The organism is Nitrospirillum viridazoti CBAmc (assembly GCF_000730165.1).
GTDB lineage: Bacteria > Pseudomonadota > Alphaproteobacteria > Azospirillales > Azospirillaceae > Nitrospirillum > Nitrospirillum viridazoti.
The window spans coordinates 154,400-171,333 of record NZ_CP022111.1 but is presented as its reverse complement, the minus strand read 5'-3'; the positions used below and the strand labels follow the sequence as shown (position 1 = coordinate 171,333).

Annotated in this window: 9 protein-coding genes; all 9 read right to left on the bottom strand. The window is 67.8% G+C overall.

What is annotated here, in order from left to right:
• Nucleotides 1-80: 80 nt before the first annotated feature.
• The 9 genes from Y958_RS14235 to Y958_RS14200 all read right to left on the bottom strand — a co-directional run bounded on the left by Y958_RS14235 (nucleotide 81) and on the right by Y958_RS14200 (nucleotide 16,817).
• Nucleotides 81-2,525 carry an ABC transporter permease gene (locus Y958_RS14235; RefSeq protein ID WP_088872752.1) on the bottom strand — a complete coding sequence of 815 codons (2,445 nt, stop codon included), beginning with the start codon at nucleotides 2,523-2,525 and terminating at the stop codon, nucleotides 81-83.
• A 9-nt stretch (nucleotides 2,526-2,534) separates the two neighbouring features.
• The gene (locus Y958_RS14230) at nucleotides 2,535-4,985 is read right to left on the bottom strand and encodes an ABC transporter permease (RefSeq protein ID WP_088872751.1); all 2,451 of its coding nucleotides are present in this window, start codon (nucleotides 4,983-4,985) and stop codon (nucleotides 2,535-2,537) included.
• 12 nt (nucleotides 4,986-4,997) lie between these two features.
• On the bottom strand, nucleotides 4,998-7,484 hold the full coding sequence (locus Y958_RS14225; protein WP_088872750.1) for an ABC transporter permease: 2,487 nt from the start codon (nucleotides 7,482-7,484) through the stop codon (nucleotides 4,998-5,000).
• 33 nt (nucleotides 7,485-7,517) lie between these two features.
• Nucleotides 7,518-9,995, bottom strand: coding sequence for an ABC transporter permease (locus Y958_RS14220; RefSeq protein WP_088872749.1), 2,478 nt, complete (start codon nucleotides 9,993-9,995; stop codon nucleotides 7,518-7,520).
• A 12-nt stretch (nucleotides 9,996-10,007) separates the two neighbouring features.
• Nucleotides 10,008-12,488: an ABC transporter permease gene (locus tag Y958_RS14215; RefSeq protein WP_088872748.1), complete on the bottom strand. Its 2,481-nt coding sequence runs from the start codon at nucleotides 12,486-12,488 to the stop codon at nucleotides 10,008-10,010.
• 64 nt (nucleotides 12,489-12,552) lie between these two features.
• A complete protein-coding gene (locus Y958_RS14210; protein WP_004274291.1) occupies nucleotides 12,553-13,233 on the bottom strand; it encodes an ABC transporter ATP-binding protein in 681 nt (226 codons plus the stop codon).
• A gap of 53 nt (nucleotides 13,234-13,286) precedes the next feature.
• The gene (locus tag Y958_RS14205; RefSeq protein WP_088872747.1) at nucleotides 13,287-14,663 is read right to left on the bottom strand and encodes an efflux RND transporter periplasmic adaptor subunit; all 1,377 of its coding nucleotides are present in this window, start codon (nucleotides 14,661-14,663) and stop codon (nucleotides 13,287-13,289) included.
• Nucleotides 14,663-14,821, bottom strand: coding sequence for a hypothetical protein (locus tag Y958_RS31995; protein ID WP_157999591.1), 159 nt, complete (start codon nucleotides 14,819-14,821; stop codon nucleotides 14,663-14,665). The genes Y958_RS14205 and Y958_RS31995 overlap by 1 nt, the downstream gene beginning before the upstream one ends.
• 304 nt (nucleotides 14,822-15,125) lie before the next feature.
• Nucleotides 15,126-16,817, bottom strand: a complete 1,692-nt coding sequence (locus Y958_RS14200) for a methyl-accepting chemotaxis protein (RefSeq protein ID WP_186291406.1) — start codon at nucleotides 16,815-16,817, stop codon at nucleotides 15,126-15,128.
• Nucleotides 16,818-16,934 lie beyond the last annotated feature (117 nt).

Genomic DNA, 16,934 nt, shown 5'->3' with positions numbered 1-16,934 from the left:
CTCGTTGAAGCAAGGGGATCAGGCTGGACCGCCGATCCACCGAAGGCAAGCCGCCGCCGGGCATGGCCCCTATTCGCCGCCTATTCGTAGCGCAGGGCCTTGACCGGCTTGGCCACCGCCACCCGGGCGGCGTGGCCCGCGACGGTGATCCAGGCGATCGCCAATGCGACCGCGCCGGCCGTGACGAAGACCAGGGGGTCGAGCGGCGTGCGCAGCGTGAACCCCGCCAACCAATGCCGCAGCCCCAGCCAGGCAAGGGGCCAGGCGATCATCTCCGCCAGCAGGACGGGTTTGGAAAATTGCCAGACCATAAGGTGGACGATGTCGAGAATGCCGGCCCCCATGACCTTGCGCAGCCCCATCTCCTTGGTACGGCGCTCGGCGGTGAACGCCGCCAGACCGAACAGCCCCAGGCAAGCAATAACCAAGGCCAGTCCGGTGAAAACGCCCAACAGCAGGGCCTGGCGGCGTTCCTGCTGGGACTGGTCCGCCAGGCTATCGGTCAGGAAGCGGCGGATCATCGGCGCATCCGGATACATTCCCCGCCATAGCGCGTCGATGGCCGCCAGCGTGTCCGCCCCAGCGTCATCCGTCAATCGGATGGCCAGACTGCGAATCGACGCTGGATCAAGAACGTAGACCACGGGCTGTGTCGCCATGCGAGCGTCGGTGTAGCGCACCGGGTCTACCACGCCGACGATGGTCATGGGATAGTTCTTGCCGAAGATCACCGTCTGGCCCACCGCCTCTTCCGCGGCGGCAAAGCCCAGGCGCCGGGCTGCGTCCAGGGAAAGCACGATGGTCCTTCCCGCCGGGTCCTGATCCTCGGGGGCGTCCACGCGCAGGGCATCGGCGGGGGCGGTGCCGTCGAATAGGCGTCCAGCCAGCAGGTGTACGCCCAACGCCTTCAGGAATTCGTAATCCACCGGCTCCGTCCGCAGGATGGCTGCGCCGTCATCGGGTGCGTCGGGCCGGCGAAAACTCTCCGTGTCCTCATTGCCATCGCCAGGGAGGGCGGATGCGCCGCCGGCTACCGCCACGCCCTTGAGGCGCACCACCTGTTCCTGGAAGGCCTTCAGCCGGGGCAACTGCCCGTCGGCGCGAGGAAAGCGGTCCCGTACCACCACCACCCCATCGGGTTGGAAGCCCAGCGCCTGAGTGCTGGCATACCGTGCCTGCTGGAAAATAACGACGGCGGCGATGGCCAGCATGATACCGGCGGCGAACTGGAAAACCACCAAGCCCATGCGGAAACCGGCGCCGGTCGCCGCGCCCTCGCCTTTCAGCAAGGTGGCGGGGGCGGGTCGGGAAAGGACCAGGGCCGGGTAAAGGCCCCCCAGCAGTCCGACACCGACGGCACCAGCGACGTTGGCCCCAAACAGCCAGGGGCTGACCAGGAAGCGCGTGTCGATGTGGACGGCCAAGGCTTGCAGCAGGCGGGGCATGGCCAATTCCAACAGCACCTGCCCTGCCACCATGGCCACCAATGCCATCAACACTGATTCCAGCAGAAACTGGGCCACCAGGGCCCGCCGCGGAGCGCCCAGAACCTTACGCAGCGCCACCTCCTTGGCCCGCAGGGTGGAGCGCGCCGTCGACAGGTTGACGAAATTGGCGACAGCGATCAGCAACACCAGAAGCGCGACACCCAGGAAGCCCTGAACCCCGGCACCATCGGCGCCCTGTTCCAGGTTGATGTCGCCCAGGGCCGTCAGCGACAGGGCAATGGTCTCCTTCCCTGTCGCAGGGTCCCGGTAGCCGGGGAAATGCGCGGCTAGGAAACCGGGAAAGCGGGCCGCCAGCGCCGTCGCATCGGCGCCGTGCCGCAGCAACAGGTAGGTGTCGACGAAATAACTGTCCCAGATCGTGGCCCGGCGGGCCAACTTGTCATCAACGCCGGTATTCAGCCGGGTATCAAGCCGCGTAACCAGCTCTCCCAGCAAATGGCTGTTGCTGGGCCGGTCATGCATCACGCCGGTCACCGTCAGGCTGGCGCCGGACGCCAGGGTCAGGACACGGCCCACGACATCGACGGTACCTAAATACTTGCGCGCCAGCCTTTCGGTCAGGACGGCGGTGCCGGGCCGGTCAAGGGCCGTAGCCCCCTGCCCGGCCAGGAAGGGGAAATCGAACAGGCGGAAATAATCCGCGTCCGCCATGGCGGCAATCTCGGCAAAGGACGTGCCGTCGCGCATCACCGCCAGGCGTTCATAATCCACCCGCACGATCCGTTCGATCTCGGGAAAATCGCGCAGCAGCGGCGCCGCCATGGGCAACGACGTGACCGGATAGCTTAGGGGTGCCCGGCCCGGCAGATATTCCGTATGTCCCAAGCGATAGATACGGCCGGCGTCGTGGAAAAAGCCGTCGTAGTGCGTTTCGTGCCAGACAAAGAGGCCGATCATGGACGCAGCTGCCAAGCCCAGTGCCAGCCCGGTGACATTCAGCGCGGTATAGACACGATGGCGCAACAGGATGCGCACGGCGACGGACAGCAGGTTCGGCAGCAGGGCCATATTATTCATATCGCCTCCTTATTCATACCGCAGCGCCGTGACCGGCTTGGCCGAGGCCACCCGGGCGGCGTGGCCCGCCACGGTGGCCCAGGCGACGAGCAGGGCGGCCAGGCTGGCCAAGGCGAAGACCAGCGGATTGAGGTCGATGCGATAGACATAGCCGCCCAGCCACCACCCCATCAGCATCCACGCCACGGGCCAGGCGATCAGGTTGGCCACCAGCACCGGCTTGCTGAATTGCCAGACCAGCAGGCGCACAACGTCGGCCACGGTGGCACCCAGCACCTTGCGGATGCCGATCTCCTTGGTCCGCCGCTCCGCCGTGAAGGCCGTCAGGCCGAACAGGCCCAGACAGGCGATCAAGATGGCGAGGCCGGAGAACAGGGCCAAAAGATCTCCCTGCCGCGCCTCGTCCGCGTAGACCTGGCGAATATGGTCGTCCAGGAATTCACGTGCCAGCGGCAGGTCGGGCAACAGCCGGCGCCAAGTGTCGTCGATGGCGGCCAGGGTGGCGGCGTCGGCGTTGGGTGCAAGACGCACCAGCATGACGGACCGGTCGTCATGCATGGCCAGGTAAATCGTGGGCTCGAAGCCGGAACGGGCGCTGTCGAACTGCACGTCGTCCACCACGCCGATGATGGTCAGCGCGGTGCCGCCGCCATACATCACCGTGCGTCCCACGGCCTGTTCCGCCGTGGCCAGGCCCAGGCGCCGCACCGCCGTGGTCGACAGTATGACGGGAATGGTGACGCCGCCACCACCCGCCCGCAGGGCGGCATGGCTGGTGATGTCGCCGGGCCGCGCCGGATCGAACAGGCGTCCCGCCCGCAAGGGCACGCCCAGGGCCTGCAGATAGTCCGTGTCCACCTGCTCGGTCCGGATCAGCAGGTCGGGCAATCCCTCCGGCGCCTCCGGCAGGCGGTAGTTGTTGGTCCATTCGCTGCGGTCGCTGGGCACATTGGCGGCGGCACCGACGGCGGCGATGCCGGGGATGCGCAGCAGCGCGTCGCGCAGGGCGTCGATGCCGGCCAATCCCGCCGGCCGGTCCAATCCGCGCAGCACCACCGCCCCCTCCGCCCGGAAGCCAAGGTTCTGCGTGCTGGCGTAGCGGGTCTGCTGGCCTATGACGACGGTGGCGATGCCCAGCACGATGGCCACCGTGAACTGCAGCATCACCAGGGCAGCGCGCAGCCGGCCGCCGCCGGTGGCTCGGCTTCCCCGCAGCAGATCGGTGGGCCGGGGCCGCGACAGGGCATAAGCGGGATAGAGGCCGCCCACGAGACCCACGATCAGCACCAGCGGCGAGATGGCCGCCAGCAGCCAGGCGCCGGACAGGAAGCCCGCGTCCAACCGCACGTTCAGAAGGTTGAGGAATCGGGGCATGGCCAGTTCCACCAGCACCAGCCCCAACAGGCCAGCCACCAGGGCCAACAGCAGCGATTCCAGCAGGAACTGCGCCACCAGCTGACCGCGCCGCCCGCCCAGGGTCTTGCGGATGGCGACCTCGCGCGCCCGCAGCGAGGACCGCGCGGTCGACAGGTTCACGAAATTGACGACGGCGATGGCCAGCACCAGGCCGGCGACGCCAACGAACCCCGCAAGCGTGACGGGAGATATGCCCCTGCCCTCGATCGGCTCGATGTGCATGGCTGTCAGCGGCTGCAGCTCCAGGGTTTCCACCAGGCCCGGCGCCACGGCCTCCATGCCTTCGCGGTGAGCGGCCAGCAGGGCCGGGAAGCGCGGCGCCAGGGCCGCCGGATCCACGCCCGGCCGCAGCATCACGAAAGTTTGAAGGAACTCGTCCCGCCACCGGGTGTCCTTGTCGGCGAACAAGGGGTCCCAGCCGTCCTGGAACTTGGTGGCGATGTTGGTCCAAATCTGGGTGGGCATCTCGCGGCTGAACAGGGTGTTGGACGGCAGATCCCGCACCACGCCCGTCACCATCAGCCCGGCGCCCGACGTCAGGGTCAGGGTGCGGCCCAAGACCTCCGTCGTCCCGAAATAGCGGCGTGCCTGCCCCTCCGTCAGGACCACGGTGCCAGGTCCGGCCAGCGCCGTAGCCGGATCGCCCGCCAGGAAGGGAAAGTCGAACAGGCGGAAGAAGGGCGCATCCACCAGCGCGACGCGGTCCTCCACCGGCGCACCCTTGTCGCGTAGCACCACGGTGTGACGCACCACCCGCACCATGGCCTCCACCTCCGGCAGGTCCGCCGCCAGGACGGGCCCCAGGGGCTTCGCCGTTACCGTCATGCGACTGGGCTCATGGCCGGGCAGGTATTGTGCCGGAAGCACGCGGAAAATGCGGCCGGCATCGCGATAAAAGCCGTCGAAGTGGGTCTCATGCCAGACGAACAGCGCCATCATGGCCGCCGTGGCGATGCCCAGCGCCAGGCCCGCCACGTTCAGGGCGGCGTAAAGCCGCTGGCGCACGAGCACACGAAACGCGACACGCAGATAGTTCAGCAGCATGGGGCGGGCATCCTATTCGTAGCGCAGGGCGCGCACCGGCTTGGCGGCGGCCACCCGGGCGGCGTGGCCCGCCACCGTCACCCAGGCGATCAGCAGCGCCACCAGGCCGGCGATGACGAAGACCAGGGGATCGCGGTCGACGCGGTAGACGAATTCGCCCAACCAGCGGCCGGCCAGCACCCAGGCCACCGGCCAGGCGACCAGCGTCGCCACGACCACCGGCTTGCTGAATTGCCAGACGAGCAGGCGCACGATGTCGGGCACGGTGGCGCCCAGCACCTTGCGCAGCCCGATCTCCTTCGTCCGCCGCTCCGCCGTGAAGGCGGCCAGGCCGAATAGTCCTAGGCAGGCGATGAGGATGGCGAGGCCGGAGAACAGGCCCAGCAGCTGGCCCTGGTGCGCCGTGGTGGCGTAGGTGTCACGGATGTGGTCGTCCAGGAATTCCCGCTTCAGCGGCAGGTCGGGGTAGAGGCGGCGCCAGGTGTCGTCGATGGCGGCCAAGGTACCGGCTCCGCTGCCGGCGGCCACCCGGACCGCCATGACGTCCATGAACCGGGGTTCGATCAGGTAAAGGGTGGGTTCCAGCACCGACTTGGCGCTGTCGAACTGCACGTCGTCCACCACGCCGATGACGGTCAAGGCCGTGTGGTCGCCATAGATCACCGTGTGGCCCAGGGCCTGTTGCGGGGTGCCCAGACCCAGGCGCGTCACGGCCAGGGCGGATAGCACGATGCTGTCCCCCTGGGGCGCCTCCTCATCCTCCGGCGCGTCCGGCCGGGTGATCTGGCCGTCCTGGGGATGGGCCTGATCGAACAGCCGGCCGGCCAGGATCTTCATGCCCACGGCTTCCATGTAGCCGAAGTCCACCCCCTCGGTGCGCAGCTGCAGTTCCTTCTCCTTGGGCGTATCGGGCAGGCGGTAGGAGGAGAAGCGATCGGAGCCGTCGCCCGGCATCCACAGGCTGCCGCCCGCCGCGATCACGCCCGGAATGCGCAGCAGCGCCTCGCGCAGGGCCTGCTGGTGGGCATGGCCCGCCGGCGTGTCCAGCCCGCGCAGCAGCACGACGTTTTCCGGCATGAAACCCAGGCGCTGGGTACTGGCGTAGCGCGTCTGCTGCAGCATGACGACGGTGGAGATGCCCAGCACGATGGCGGCGGCGAACTGGGCCACCACCAGGATGGCGCGCAATCGCCCGCCGCCGGCCGCCATGGGCCCGCCCTTCAGCAGGTCGCCCGGCCGAGGCCGTGACAGGACCAGCGCCGGGTAGAAGCCGCCGGCCAAGCCCACCACCGCCACCAGGGGCAGCGACACGGCCGCGATCCACAGGCCGGACATGAAATGCGCATCCATGCGCAGGTCCAGCAGCGCCAGGAAGCGGGGCATGGCCAGTTCCACCAGCACCAGGGCCAAGGCGCCGGAGATGAGGGACAGCAGCACCGATTCCGTCAGGAATTGCATCACCAGCATGCCGCGCCGCCCGCCCAGGGTCTTGCGGATGGCCACCTCCCGCGCGCGCAGCGAGGAGCGGGCGGTCGACAGGTTGATGAAGTTGATGACGGCGATCCCCAGCACCAGCGCCCCCACGCCCAGGAAAGTGACCAACAGGCTGAGGGGCACGCCGTCGTCGCTGATGCCCTCGACATGCACCCGGGTCAGCGGCTGCAGGTCCAGGGTCGCGCTGGGCTTGCCCGTGGCCGTGTCCAGGTATTCCGTCATGCGGGCCGCCAGGAAGCCGGGGAAGCGCGCCACCAGGGACGCCGGCTCCACCCCCAGCTTCAGCAGCAGATAGGTGCGTAGGAAGCTGTGGTGCCATTGGGTGTCAGCCGCGGCGAAAGGCTCATCCCAGCCGTCGTTGAGACGGGTGGAGATGTTGGCCAACATCTCCATATGGAAAACGGTGTTGGACGGCAGGTCGCGGATGACGCCCGCCACCGTCAGCGTCACGCCCGAGGTCAGGGTGACGGCGCGGCCCAGGATGTCGACGCTGGAAAACAGCTTGCGCGCCGTCGTCTCCGTCAGGACCACGGTGCCGGGCTGGCTGATGGCGGTGGTGGGATCGCCCGCCAGGAAGGGCCAGTCGAACAGGCGGAAATAGTCTGCGTCGGCCAGGGTAAGGTGTACCTCGAACACGGCGCTGTCGCGGCGCACGGCCACGGCATGGTTCACCACCCGCACCACGGCCTCCGCCTCCGGGAAGTCATGCGCCAAGGCCGGGCCCGTGGGCTTGGCCTGCGCGGCCACGGTCACAGCGGCGCCGCTGGGTGTGTGGAAGGTGCGGATCAGGCGCTGGATGCGGTCAGCGTGGGAAAAGAAGCCGTCATAGTGCATCTCATGCCAGACGAAGAGGCCGATCATGGCCGCCGTGGCCATGCCCAGCGCCAGGCCGGCGATGTTCAGGGCGGTGTAGAGGCGCTGGCGCACCAGGACCCGCACGGCGACCTTCAGGAAATTGCCGAACATGATGCCCCCTTCCTCTTCGTTCAGGTGCCAGCGGGCCATCCGGCCCTTGACTATCCTCGCTCCGCCTTGCGCCTACTCGTAGCGCAGGGCATCCACGGGCTTGGCCGCCGCCACCCGGGCGGCATGGCCGGCGACCGTCACCCAGGCGATGACCAGCGCCGCCAGCCCGGCCACGGCGAAGACCAGCGGGTTCAACTCGATACGGTAGGCGTAACCCTGCAGCCAGCGCCTGAGCCCCAGCCAGGCCAACGGCCAGGCGATGAGGTTGGCCACCATGACCGGCTTGCTGAACTGCCAGACCAGCAGGCGCACGATGTCGGTGACGCCGGCGCCCAGCACCTTGCGCAGCCCAATCTCCTTCGTCCGGCGCTGCGCGGTGAAGGCGGCGAGGCCGAACAGGCCCAGGCAGGCGATCAGGATGGCCAAGCCGGTGAAGCCCGCCAGCAGGGTCCCCTGGCGCATCTCGCCGGTGTAGGCGTCGCGGATATGGTCGTCCAGAAACTCCCGGTTCTCGGGGATGGTGGGGAAGGTATCCTTCCACAGCTGGTCGATGGCGGCCAGCGTGGCGGCCCCGGCGACAGGTGTCAGGTGGACGGCCATGACATCCAGGCCCCGTTCGTCCAGCAGGAAGGCGGTGGGCTGCAGTTCCGTCCGGGCACTGTTGAACTGCCAGTCGTCCACCACGCCAATGATGGTCAGCGGATAGTCGACGTCATAGATCACCTGGCGACCCACCGCCTCTTCCGCCGTGTGAAAGCCCAGGCGCTGAACGGCCCGCCAGGACAGCACCACCGTGCGGCCCAGCGGATCGGTGGGGCGCACATTGTGGATGCCCTCGGTCGGGGCCGCCGCCGCCGGATCGCGCAGCGCATCCGCCGTGGCGGCGCGGTCGAACAGGCGGCCGGCCAGCAGCCGCACGCCCATGGCCTGCAGATAATCGTGCCCGATGAATTCGCTGCGGAAGACGATGGTACCGTCGTCCACCGTGCCCGGCACATGGTAGTTGTCGGTGCTGTCCGACCCGTCGGCGGGGGCATGGAAGCTGGCGCCCGCCTGGGCCACGCCCGGGATGCGCAGCAGCGCCTGGCGGAAGCTTTCGATGTGGGCGCGCGCCTCCGGCTGGTGCAGCTCCCGCACCAGCAGCACGCCGTCGGCGTTGAAGCCCAGCTGCTGGCTGCTGACGTAGCGCGTCTGCTGGAAGATGACGATGGTGGAGATGGCCAGCAGGATGGCGGCGCTGAACTGCGCCACCACCAGCAGGGTGCGCACCGCCGATCCGCCCGACGACACCGTCCCGCCTTTCAGCAGGACCGAGGCGGTGGGCCGCGACAGGACCAGCGCCGGATAGAGGCCGGCCAGGCCGCCCACCGCCAGCACACCCGCCAGTTCCGCCACCAGCAGCCAGGGGCTGTAGAGATAACCCCGGTCGAACCGGATGCCCAGCGCGGACACGAAGGTGGGCATGAGCATTTCCAGCAGGACGTACCCCAGCACGGCGGCCACCAGGGTCAGCAACACCGATTCCACCAGGAACTGGCCGATCAGCAGCCCGCGCGGCGCGCCCAGCGCCTTGCGTACCGCCACCTCGCGCACCCGCAGGGAAGATCGGGCGGTCGACAAATTGACGAAGTTGACGATGGCGATGCCCAGCACCACGGCAGCCACGGCCAGCAGGCCGTGCAGTACGCCCAACAGGTTGGCGGGAACGCCGGTGGGATCGGTGTGGATGTGGGTCAGGCCGGTCAGGACCAGGGCCTTGGCCGGCTTGTTGGTGCCGGTCGACAGATAGTTGGGGTCGCGCGCTGCCAGGAAGGCGGGGAAGCGCGCCGTCAGCGCCGCCGGGTCGGTGCCGGGCTTCACCAGGATGTAGGTCCGGATGAAGTTGGTGTTCCAGGTCGTGTCCATGCGGGCGAACCAGCCGTCGAAATTCTCGCCCAGCCGGGTCCCGATGTTGGTCAGCATAGCCTCGCGCCGCAGGTGGGTATTGGTCGGCAGGTCGCGGATGACGCCGCTGACCGTCAGGCTGATGCCGTTGGTCAGCGTCAGCGTGCGGCCCAGGATATCCACGCCGTTGAAATACTTGCGCGCCAGGCTTTCCGGCAGCACGACGGTGCCGGGGGCGGCCAGCGCCGTGCCGGGGTCGCCGGCGATGAAGGGCAGGTCGAACAGCCGGAAGAAGTCACCATCCACCACCTGCATCCGCTCGCGGAAGGCATTGCCGTCGCGCGACACCACCACCGGCTCGCTGTGGACGCGCACCATAGCCTCGACTTCGGGGAAATCCTGCTTCAGCATCGGACCCAGGGGCTTGGCCGTGGAATCGTAGGTGATGGGCATGCGGCCGGGCACGAATTCCGTCTTGTCGACGCGGTAGATCTGGCCAGCCTTGCTGAAGAAGCCGTCGTAGTGCGTCTCATGCCAGACATAGAGGCCCAACATGCTGGCGGCGGCGATGCCGATGGCGAGACCGGCCACGTTCAGCAGGGTATACATACGGTCGCGCACCAGGATGCGCACCGCCACCCGCAGGAAATTGCCCAGCATCTTCATGGCGAGGACTCCTTATTCATAGCGCAAGGCGACGACGGGTTTGGTGGCCGCCACCCGGGCGGCATGCAGCCCCACCGTGGCCCAGGCGACCATCAGGGCCGACAGGCCGGACGCCACGAACAGCAGGGGATTAAGGGAAACGCGGTCGGCGAAGCCGTCCAGCCAGTGGCGCATGGCGACCCACGCGACGGGCCAGGCGATGAGGTTGGCCACCAGCACAGGCTTGGAGAACTGCCAGACCAGCAGGCGCACGATGTCGGTGACGCCGGCGCCCAGCACCTTGCGCAGGCCGATCTCCTTGGTCCGCCGCTCGGCGGTGAAGGAGGCGAGGCCGAACAGGCCCAGGGCGGCGATGACGATGGCCAGGCCCGAGAAGGCGGCGAACAGCTGGCCGGTCTTGGTCTCACGCTCATAAACGCTTTGCAGCTGGGCATCCAGGAAGACGCGCGGCACCGGCCGGTCCGGTATCATCTGGCGCCAGCTGCGGTCGATCAGATCCAGCGCGCCGGGCATCTCGCCCGCCTTCACCCGGATCAGCAGCTGGCTATAGCTCTTGGGCGTTTCCAGGAACATCTGCGGCGCCACGGCGGTGTGGACGCTGCCCTGGTGGAAGTCCTCCACCACGCCCACCACCGTGACCTCCACCCCCGCCTCGCCCTCCTTGCCGGGCAGCATCAGCGGCTGGCCCAGCGCCGCCTCGGGCGAGGCGTAGCCCAGGCGCCGCACGGCCGACCGGTTCAGGACCACGCCACCATGGCGCAGTTTTTGCGGATTGGCCGGGTCGGCCGGGGGGATGGCGTCGGCGGGATGCTCACGATCGAAGACGCGGCCGGCCACCTGAAGCACCTTGAGGGTACTGAAATAGTCGGCATCCACGGCGTCGCGGCGCAATACCACCGCCCCGTCGTCAGCCGGCGCACCTGGATGGTTCACGCCCGTGTTGTTCTCCGTGCCGCTGCCGGGATAGGACTCGGCCAGGGCCGCCGCGGCGATGCGCGGGTCCTGGCGCAGGGCGTCGCGCAGGGTTTCCGCCTTCTGCTGCAGCTCGGGCCCGTACAGATCGGTGAGGACAACGATGTTTTCCTTGTTGAAGCCCAGCGCCCGGCCCTGGGCGTAAGCCAGCTGGCCGTAGACCACACCCGTCGCCACCATCAGGCTGATGGAAATGGCGAACTGCAGAACCACCAGAACCACGCGCAGGCGCCCGCCCGCCCCGCTGCCGCCGCTGTTGCCCTTCAGCACCGGTCCCGGCTGAAAGGCGGACAGGAAGATTGCGGGATAAAGGCCGCCAACGCCGCCCACCACCAGCACCAGGGCCGCCAGGCAGCCCAGCACCCGCACGTCGCGCAGATAGTTGAAGGCGAGCGACGGCTTGCCCAGGAAGGCGGTGAAGGAGGGCAGCAGCACCTCCACCAGCGCCACCGCCAGGATCAGCGCCAGGCCCGTCAGCAGGATGGATTCGCCCAGGAACTGCACCATGATCTGGCCACGGCTGGCACCCACCACCTTGCGCAGCGCCACCTCGCGCGCCCTCAAGGACGCTCGCGCCGTCGCCAGGTTCATGAAGTTGATGCAGGCGATGGCCAGCACCAGCACGGCGACGGCGGTGAAGATGCCGATCTCCAGGGGGCTAGTGCCCTCCACCATGGCGTTGCGCACGGAACGCAGGTGGGCATCGGCCAACGGCACCAGGTAGAACTTGAACATGTCGCCCAGATGAACCTCACCCGTGTTGGTGCGGATGGGCGGTATGGCGGCGCCGAAGGCGGGAAGGCCGGCCCGGATGGCGTCGGCGCCGGCCTGCGGGTCGACCTCCGGCTTCAGCTTCAGGAAGGTCAGGGTCATCAGCCCTCCCCAGTGGTCCCTCAGGTAGTCCGGGGTCTGGTTGGCCTGGCTGTCCATGGGCAGCAGCAGGGCGAAGGCGAACTGGGTGTTGGCCGGCAGGTCGCGCATGACGCCCGTCACCCGCAGCGGATGCCCGTCCACCAGCAGCGTCCGGCCCAGCGCGTCGGCGTCGCCGAAATACTTGGCGGCGGTCTTGCGCGTCAGCACCACCGAATTGGGGTCGTCCAGCGCCGTGGCGCGGTCGCCGGCCAGGAAGGGCCAGTCGAACAGTCGGAAGAAGCTGGTGTCGGCCACGGCCACCTGTTCGCTGAACAGCGTTTCATCCCGCTTGAGGCTGGATGTCTGGGGCAGGATGCGGGCCATCTCGGCCACCTGCCGGGGGAAAGCCTGCTTCAGCGCAGGCCCCACGGGCATGGGCAGCGACGCCCCATCCTCCGGCGCCCGGCCGGGCAGGGTGGCGGTGACCAGCACTTGCTGGATGCGGTCGGCGTCGGTGACGTCGCGGTCATAGGTCAGTTCGTTATGGACGAACAGGCCGATCAGGATGGCCGCCGCCAGACCCAGCGCCAACCCCGCCACCGTGATGGCGGAATAGAGCCTGTGCTTGATCAGCGTGCGCAGCGCCACGGTCAGGTAGTTGGCGAACATGGGGCAGCATTCCCCCTTTGCGGCGAAGGGCGGCGGCAGGAACGGGCGGGACGGAAGCGGAGCGTCAGGCGGCGCGCAGGTTTTCCGCCACCACCTGGCCGTCGAACAGGTTGATGATGCGCCGGGCGTACTGGGCGTGGGGCATGGAGTGGGTGACCATGACGATGGTCGTGCCCTCGCCGTTCAGCTCGGTCAGCATGTTCATGACCTCTTCGCCGTTGGCGCTGTCCAGGTTGCCGGTCGGCTCGTCCGCCAGCAGCATGCGGGGGCGCGAGACGACGGCGCGGGCGATGGCCACGCGCTGCTGCTGGCCGCCCGACAGCTGCTGCGGCAGGTGGGTTTCACGGTGGGCGATGTTGACCTTGGCCAAGGCCTCCTTCACCCGCTCCTTGCGCTCGCGCGCCGGGATATCGTGGTAGAGCAGCGCCAGTTCCACGTTCTCGAACACCGTCAGCTCGTCGATCAGGTTGAAGCTCTGAAAGATGAAGCCGATGTTCTTCTTGCGGATGTCGGCCAGCTTCCGCTCGCCATAGCCCGCCACATCCTCATCCCCGAACCAGTATTGGCCGCTGCTGGGGTTGTCCAGCATGCCCACTATGTTCAGCAGCGAGGACTTGCCGCAGCCGGACGGGCCCATGATGGCCACGAACTCGCCCTGCTTGATGTGGATGTTCACCTGGTTCAGCGCCGTGGTCTCCACCTCTTCCGTGCGGTAGACCTTGGTCAGGTCGACTAGCTTCAACATCCTTGCCATCCCCGTCTTATGACAACAAATTCAATGATCGTTTCGCAACCGGATCAATTCAGTTCGATGCGGTCCATGCGAGCCAGGTCGCCGTAGGAGGAGACGATGACCCGGTCGCCCGCCGCCAGCCCGTCGCGCACCTCGATCATCTGGGCATTGCGCCGGCCCAGATGCACGCGCCGCTTCTCGGCATAGGCCCCACCCGGCTGTACCACGAAGATCCAGTCGCCGCCCGTATCCTGGTAGAAGCCGCCGTTAGGGATCAACAGCGCGGTGGTGGCCGCGCCCAGCTTCAGGCGCATCTGCAGGGTCTGGCCGCTGCGGATATCCTGCGGTGCTGCTCCCAGGAATTCCAGGTCCACCTGGAACTGGCCGTCGCGAACCTGCGGATAAATCTTGGCGACCTTCAGCTTGTACTCCCCGGCGCCGATGGCGGCCTCCGCCGTCTGGCCCAGTTCCAGGCGCGACAGGTAGAACTCGTCCATCTGGGCCTGGACCTTGAAGCCGTCGTCGCGATCGATGCGGCCCAGGCGCTCACCCTTCTGCTTGGTCTGCCCGATCTCCACGTCCAGCACGGTGATCTGGCCATCCACTGGCGCCCGTACCACCAGGCTGTCCAGGTTCTTGCGTGCCATGGCTAGGTTCTCCTCAAGCCGGCGGGTGCTGTCCTGCATCTCGGTGTACTGGCTGGCGCGCATCTTGTCGGTGGTGCGCATCGTCTCCAGCGTCAGGTCGCGCCGGCGCTCATACCATTTGATCTGGTCGCGGATGATGTCGATGTCGCGTTGCGAGGACGCGCCCGTCTTGATCAGCGCCGTCTTGCGCTCCAGGTCCTTGGACAGCCAGGAAACATTGTAGTCGCACTCCGCCAACTCACGCTGGTTGCTGATGCGGTTGGTTTCCAGCTGCAGCTCGGTGTCGTGCAGGCGGTTGATCTGTTCCATCACCTGCGCCTCGCGCGAGATGATGTCCAGCTGCAGCTGGGTGTTGGACAGCTCCACCAGCGGCTGGCCGGCCTTCACCTTCTGGCCCACCTCCACCAGCTTCTTCTCCACCCGGCCGCCCTCGATGCTGTCGAGGTAGACGCTGTTCAGCGGCTCCACCGCGCCGCGCACGGGGATGAAATCCTCGAACGTGCCCTGGGACACGGTGGCCACGGTCAGGCGGGACTCCGCCACACGAACAGTCTGACCTCCCTGGGTCTGGGTCAGGACGACCGCCCCGCCGGTCAGCGCCAGCAGTGCCACGCCCGCCGCCCAGGCGCGCCTGTCGGTGCGGGCGCGGTGCACCCAGCCCTTCCAGCCCTTGGGCTTCTCCACCCGGCGGTCCATGCCGATGCCCATGCCGCCGGTGCCGCCCACACCCGTCGCCTTGACGATGTGGACACCGCCAACGGAACCCTCCACGCTGGGCGAGCCCGGCGCGCCCATCACAGCGCCCCCAGGCAACGGATGGCCACGACCAGCAGGGCGCTGACTAGCCACAGGTCCGGATTGACCGACAGCAGCGCATCCTCCACCCGCTCGATCAGCGACCGGGTGTCAGCGACCTCTTGCATATCCATCAGGATGTCGTTCCGGACCATCATAACCCCACTTCCTTTTCAGTCGGACAGGGCGGGCCGGGAAGGGCCACCCCGCCAGCATCCCATCACAAGGCGGACGCTGCGGGCTTCCAATGGCAAAGGGTATGCCAGATCCAGATTCGTTTATTTATCAATGGATTGAACGTGAATTCCCCGCGTCCGTTTGCGAACAGTGTCCGGATGCGGACACCCCTTGCCGCTTGAATCCGGACTCTCCACCGAAACGGACAGGCCAAATGGGCGGGCCAGACGGGCGGGATGGAACCACCCATCGACAGTCCTGCCCCGCTTCAGGCCCGATTGAACGTCACGCCGCGCGGATGCCGGTGAGGAAGGCCTCGATCTCGCGCTTCAGGGTGGCGGCTTGGCCGGAGAGGGAGCCGGCGGCGGACAGCACCTCGCCGGCCGCAGCGCCCGCCTGTCCGGCGGCACGGGTGACATGCACCACGCTGCTGGTCACCTCCTGCGTGCCCACCGCCGCCTGAGCGACGCTGCGGCTGATCTCGGTGGTGGTGGCGTTCTGCTGTTCCACGGCCGAGGCGATGGTGGTGGTGATTTCCGAGATGTCGCCGATGGTGGCGGCGATGGCCTGGATGGCGTTCACCGCCCCGCCCGTGGCCGTCTGGATGGCGGCGATCTGGCCGGAGATCTCCTCGGTGGCCTTGGCCGTCTGGTTGGCCAGGCTTTTCACCTCGCCCGCCACCACGGCGAAGCCCTTGCCGGCCTCACCCGCCCGCGCCGCCTCGATGGTGGCGTTCAGCGCCAGCAGATTGGTCTGTCCGGCGATGTCCTGGATCATCTGCACCACGGTGCCGATGCGGGTCGCCGCCTCTGCCAGGCCCTGCATGGTCTGGTTGGTGGTGCGGGCGTCATCCACAGCGCGCGACGCCACCTGGGACGAGCGCACCACCTGCCGCCCGATCTCGGCGATGGAGCTGGTCATCTCCTCCGTGGCCGCCGCCACGGTCTGCACATTGGCCGAGGTCTGCTCCGCCGCGGCGGACGACACGGTCGCCTGCTCTCGCGTCTCGTTGGCCATGCTGTTCATGGTGCCGGCGGCGCCGTGCAGACGGTCGGCGGAGGTCGAGACATTGTCCAGCACGACGGCGACAGCGTGGTCGAAGTCCATGATCAGCCGCTCCACCATCTGGGTGCGGCGCATGCGCTGTTCCTGCGCCGCTACCTGTTCCAGGGCCAGAATCTCCGCCCGCTGGGCGTTCTGCTTGAACACCTCCAGCGAACGGGCCAGCGAGCCCACCTCGTCCTTGCGGTCCGTGCCCTCCACGGTAATGTCCTGGTCGCCGCCGGCCAGGCGTTCCATGGAGCGCGCCATGCGCACCAGCGGACGCGCCACCAGGCGCTGCACGATCAGCCACAGCACGGTGACGGCAGCACCCAGGCCAATGGCGCTGGCCACCACCAGCAGCATGATGGCGCGGCGGCCCTGTTCCGCCGCCGCCGCCTTGCCGGACGCCAGTTCGCCATCCGTCATCTTGACCTGCAGGGCGATGGCGGCGGCAGCGGCCTTGCGGGCGGTACGGCCTTCCTTGGCCGAGAAATCGTAGGCCTGGTCCAGTTCCTGGCGCAGGCCCATGGGCGCCACGATGTCCGACACCTCGGCCCGGCGCTTCACCGCCTTGACCATGTCCTCCGTCAACTGGCGGTCGGCGGTGGTATCCACCTGGGCCAGGCGCAGGTTGGCGAGGTCCACGGCCTGGGCGAAGTAGTCGTGCCGCTGCTTGTCGAAGCCGGCGCGGGCCTCGGCGTTGCGCTCCAGCAGCAGGTTCTTCTCGGCGATCGTGCCCTCGTTCATGGCGTTGCCCAGCTGCATCACCGTCTGCCGGCGCAGGGCCAGCACGTCGACCAGCTGGTCCGCCTGGCGGTTCAGCGTGGTCATCGCCGCCCCGGCATAGAGGATGAGGCCGCAGACCACGATCAACAGCATGCCCAGCGGTATGGCCATCTTGCGGGTCAAGGCCAGATCGGAAATCCAACGCATCGCCATCACTCCCGAAATCCTAAAGGGCGAACCCCGTACAGGCGCCCCCTTGCTGCCGGCATTCTCCATGATGAGTCTGGTGGATTCAGTTAACGCGGGCGACGTATGCGGAGGGAT

What these genes read in the sequence shown, in the direction of transcription:
- Y958_RS14235 (WP_088872752.1), bottom strand. Translation starts at nt 2,525, where the DNA reads ATGAATAATATGGCCCTGCTGCCGAACCTGCTGTCCGTCGCCGTGCGC.
- Y958_RS14230 (WP_088872751.1), bottom strand. Translation starts at nt 4,985, where the DNA reads ATGCTGCTGAACTATCTGCGTGTCGCGTTTCGTGTGCTCGTGCGCCAG.
- Y958_RS14225 (WP_088872750.1), bottom strand. Translation starts at nt 7,484, where the DNA reads ATGGCCCGCTGGCACCTGAACGAAGAGGAAGGGGGCATCATGTTCGGC.
- Y958_RS14220 (WP_088872749.1), bottom strand. Translation starts at nt 9,995, where the DNA reads ATGAAGATGCTGGGCAATTTCCTGCGGGTGGCGGTGCGCATCCTGGTG.
- Y958_RS14215 (WP_088872748.1), bottom strand. Translation starts at nt 12,488, where the DNA reads ATGTTCGCCAACTACCTGACCGTGGCGCTGCGCACGCTGATCAAGCAC.
- Y958_RS14210 (WP_004274291.1), bottom strand. Translation starts at nt 13,233, where the DNA reads ATGTTGAAGCTAGTCGACCTGACCAAGGTCTACCGCACGGAAGAGGTG.
- Y958_RS14205 (WP_088872747.1), bottom strand. Translation starts at nt 14,663, where the DNA reads ATGGGCGCGCCGGGCTCGCCCAGCGTGGAGGGTTCCGTTGGCGGTGTC.
- Y958_RS31995 (WP_157999591.1), bottom strand. Translation starts at nt 14,821, where the DNA reads ATGATGGTCCGGAACGACATCCTGATGGATATGCAAGAGGTCGCTGAC.
- Y958_RS14200 (WP_186291406.1), bottom strand. Translation starts at nt 16,817, where the DNA reads ATGCGTTGGATTTCCGATCTGGCCTTGACCCGCAAGATGGCCATACCG.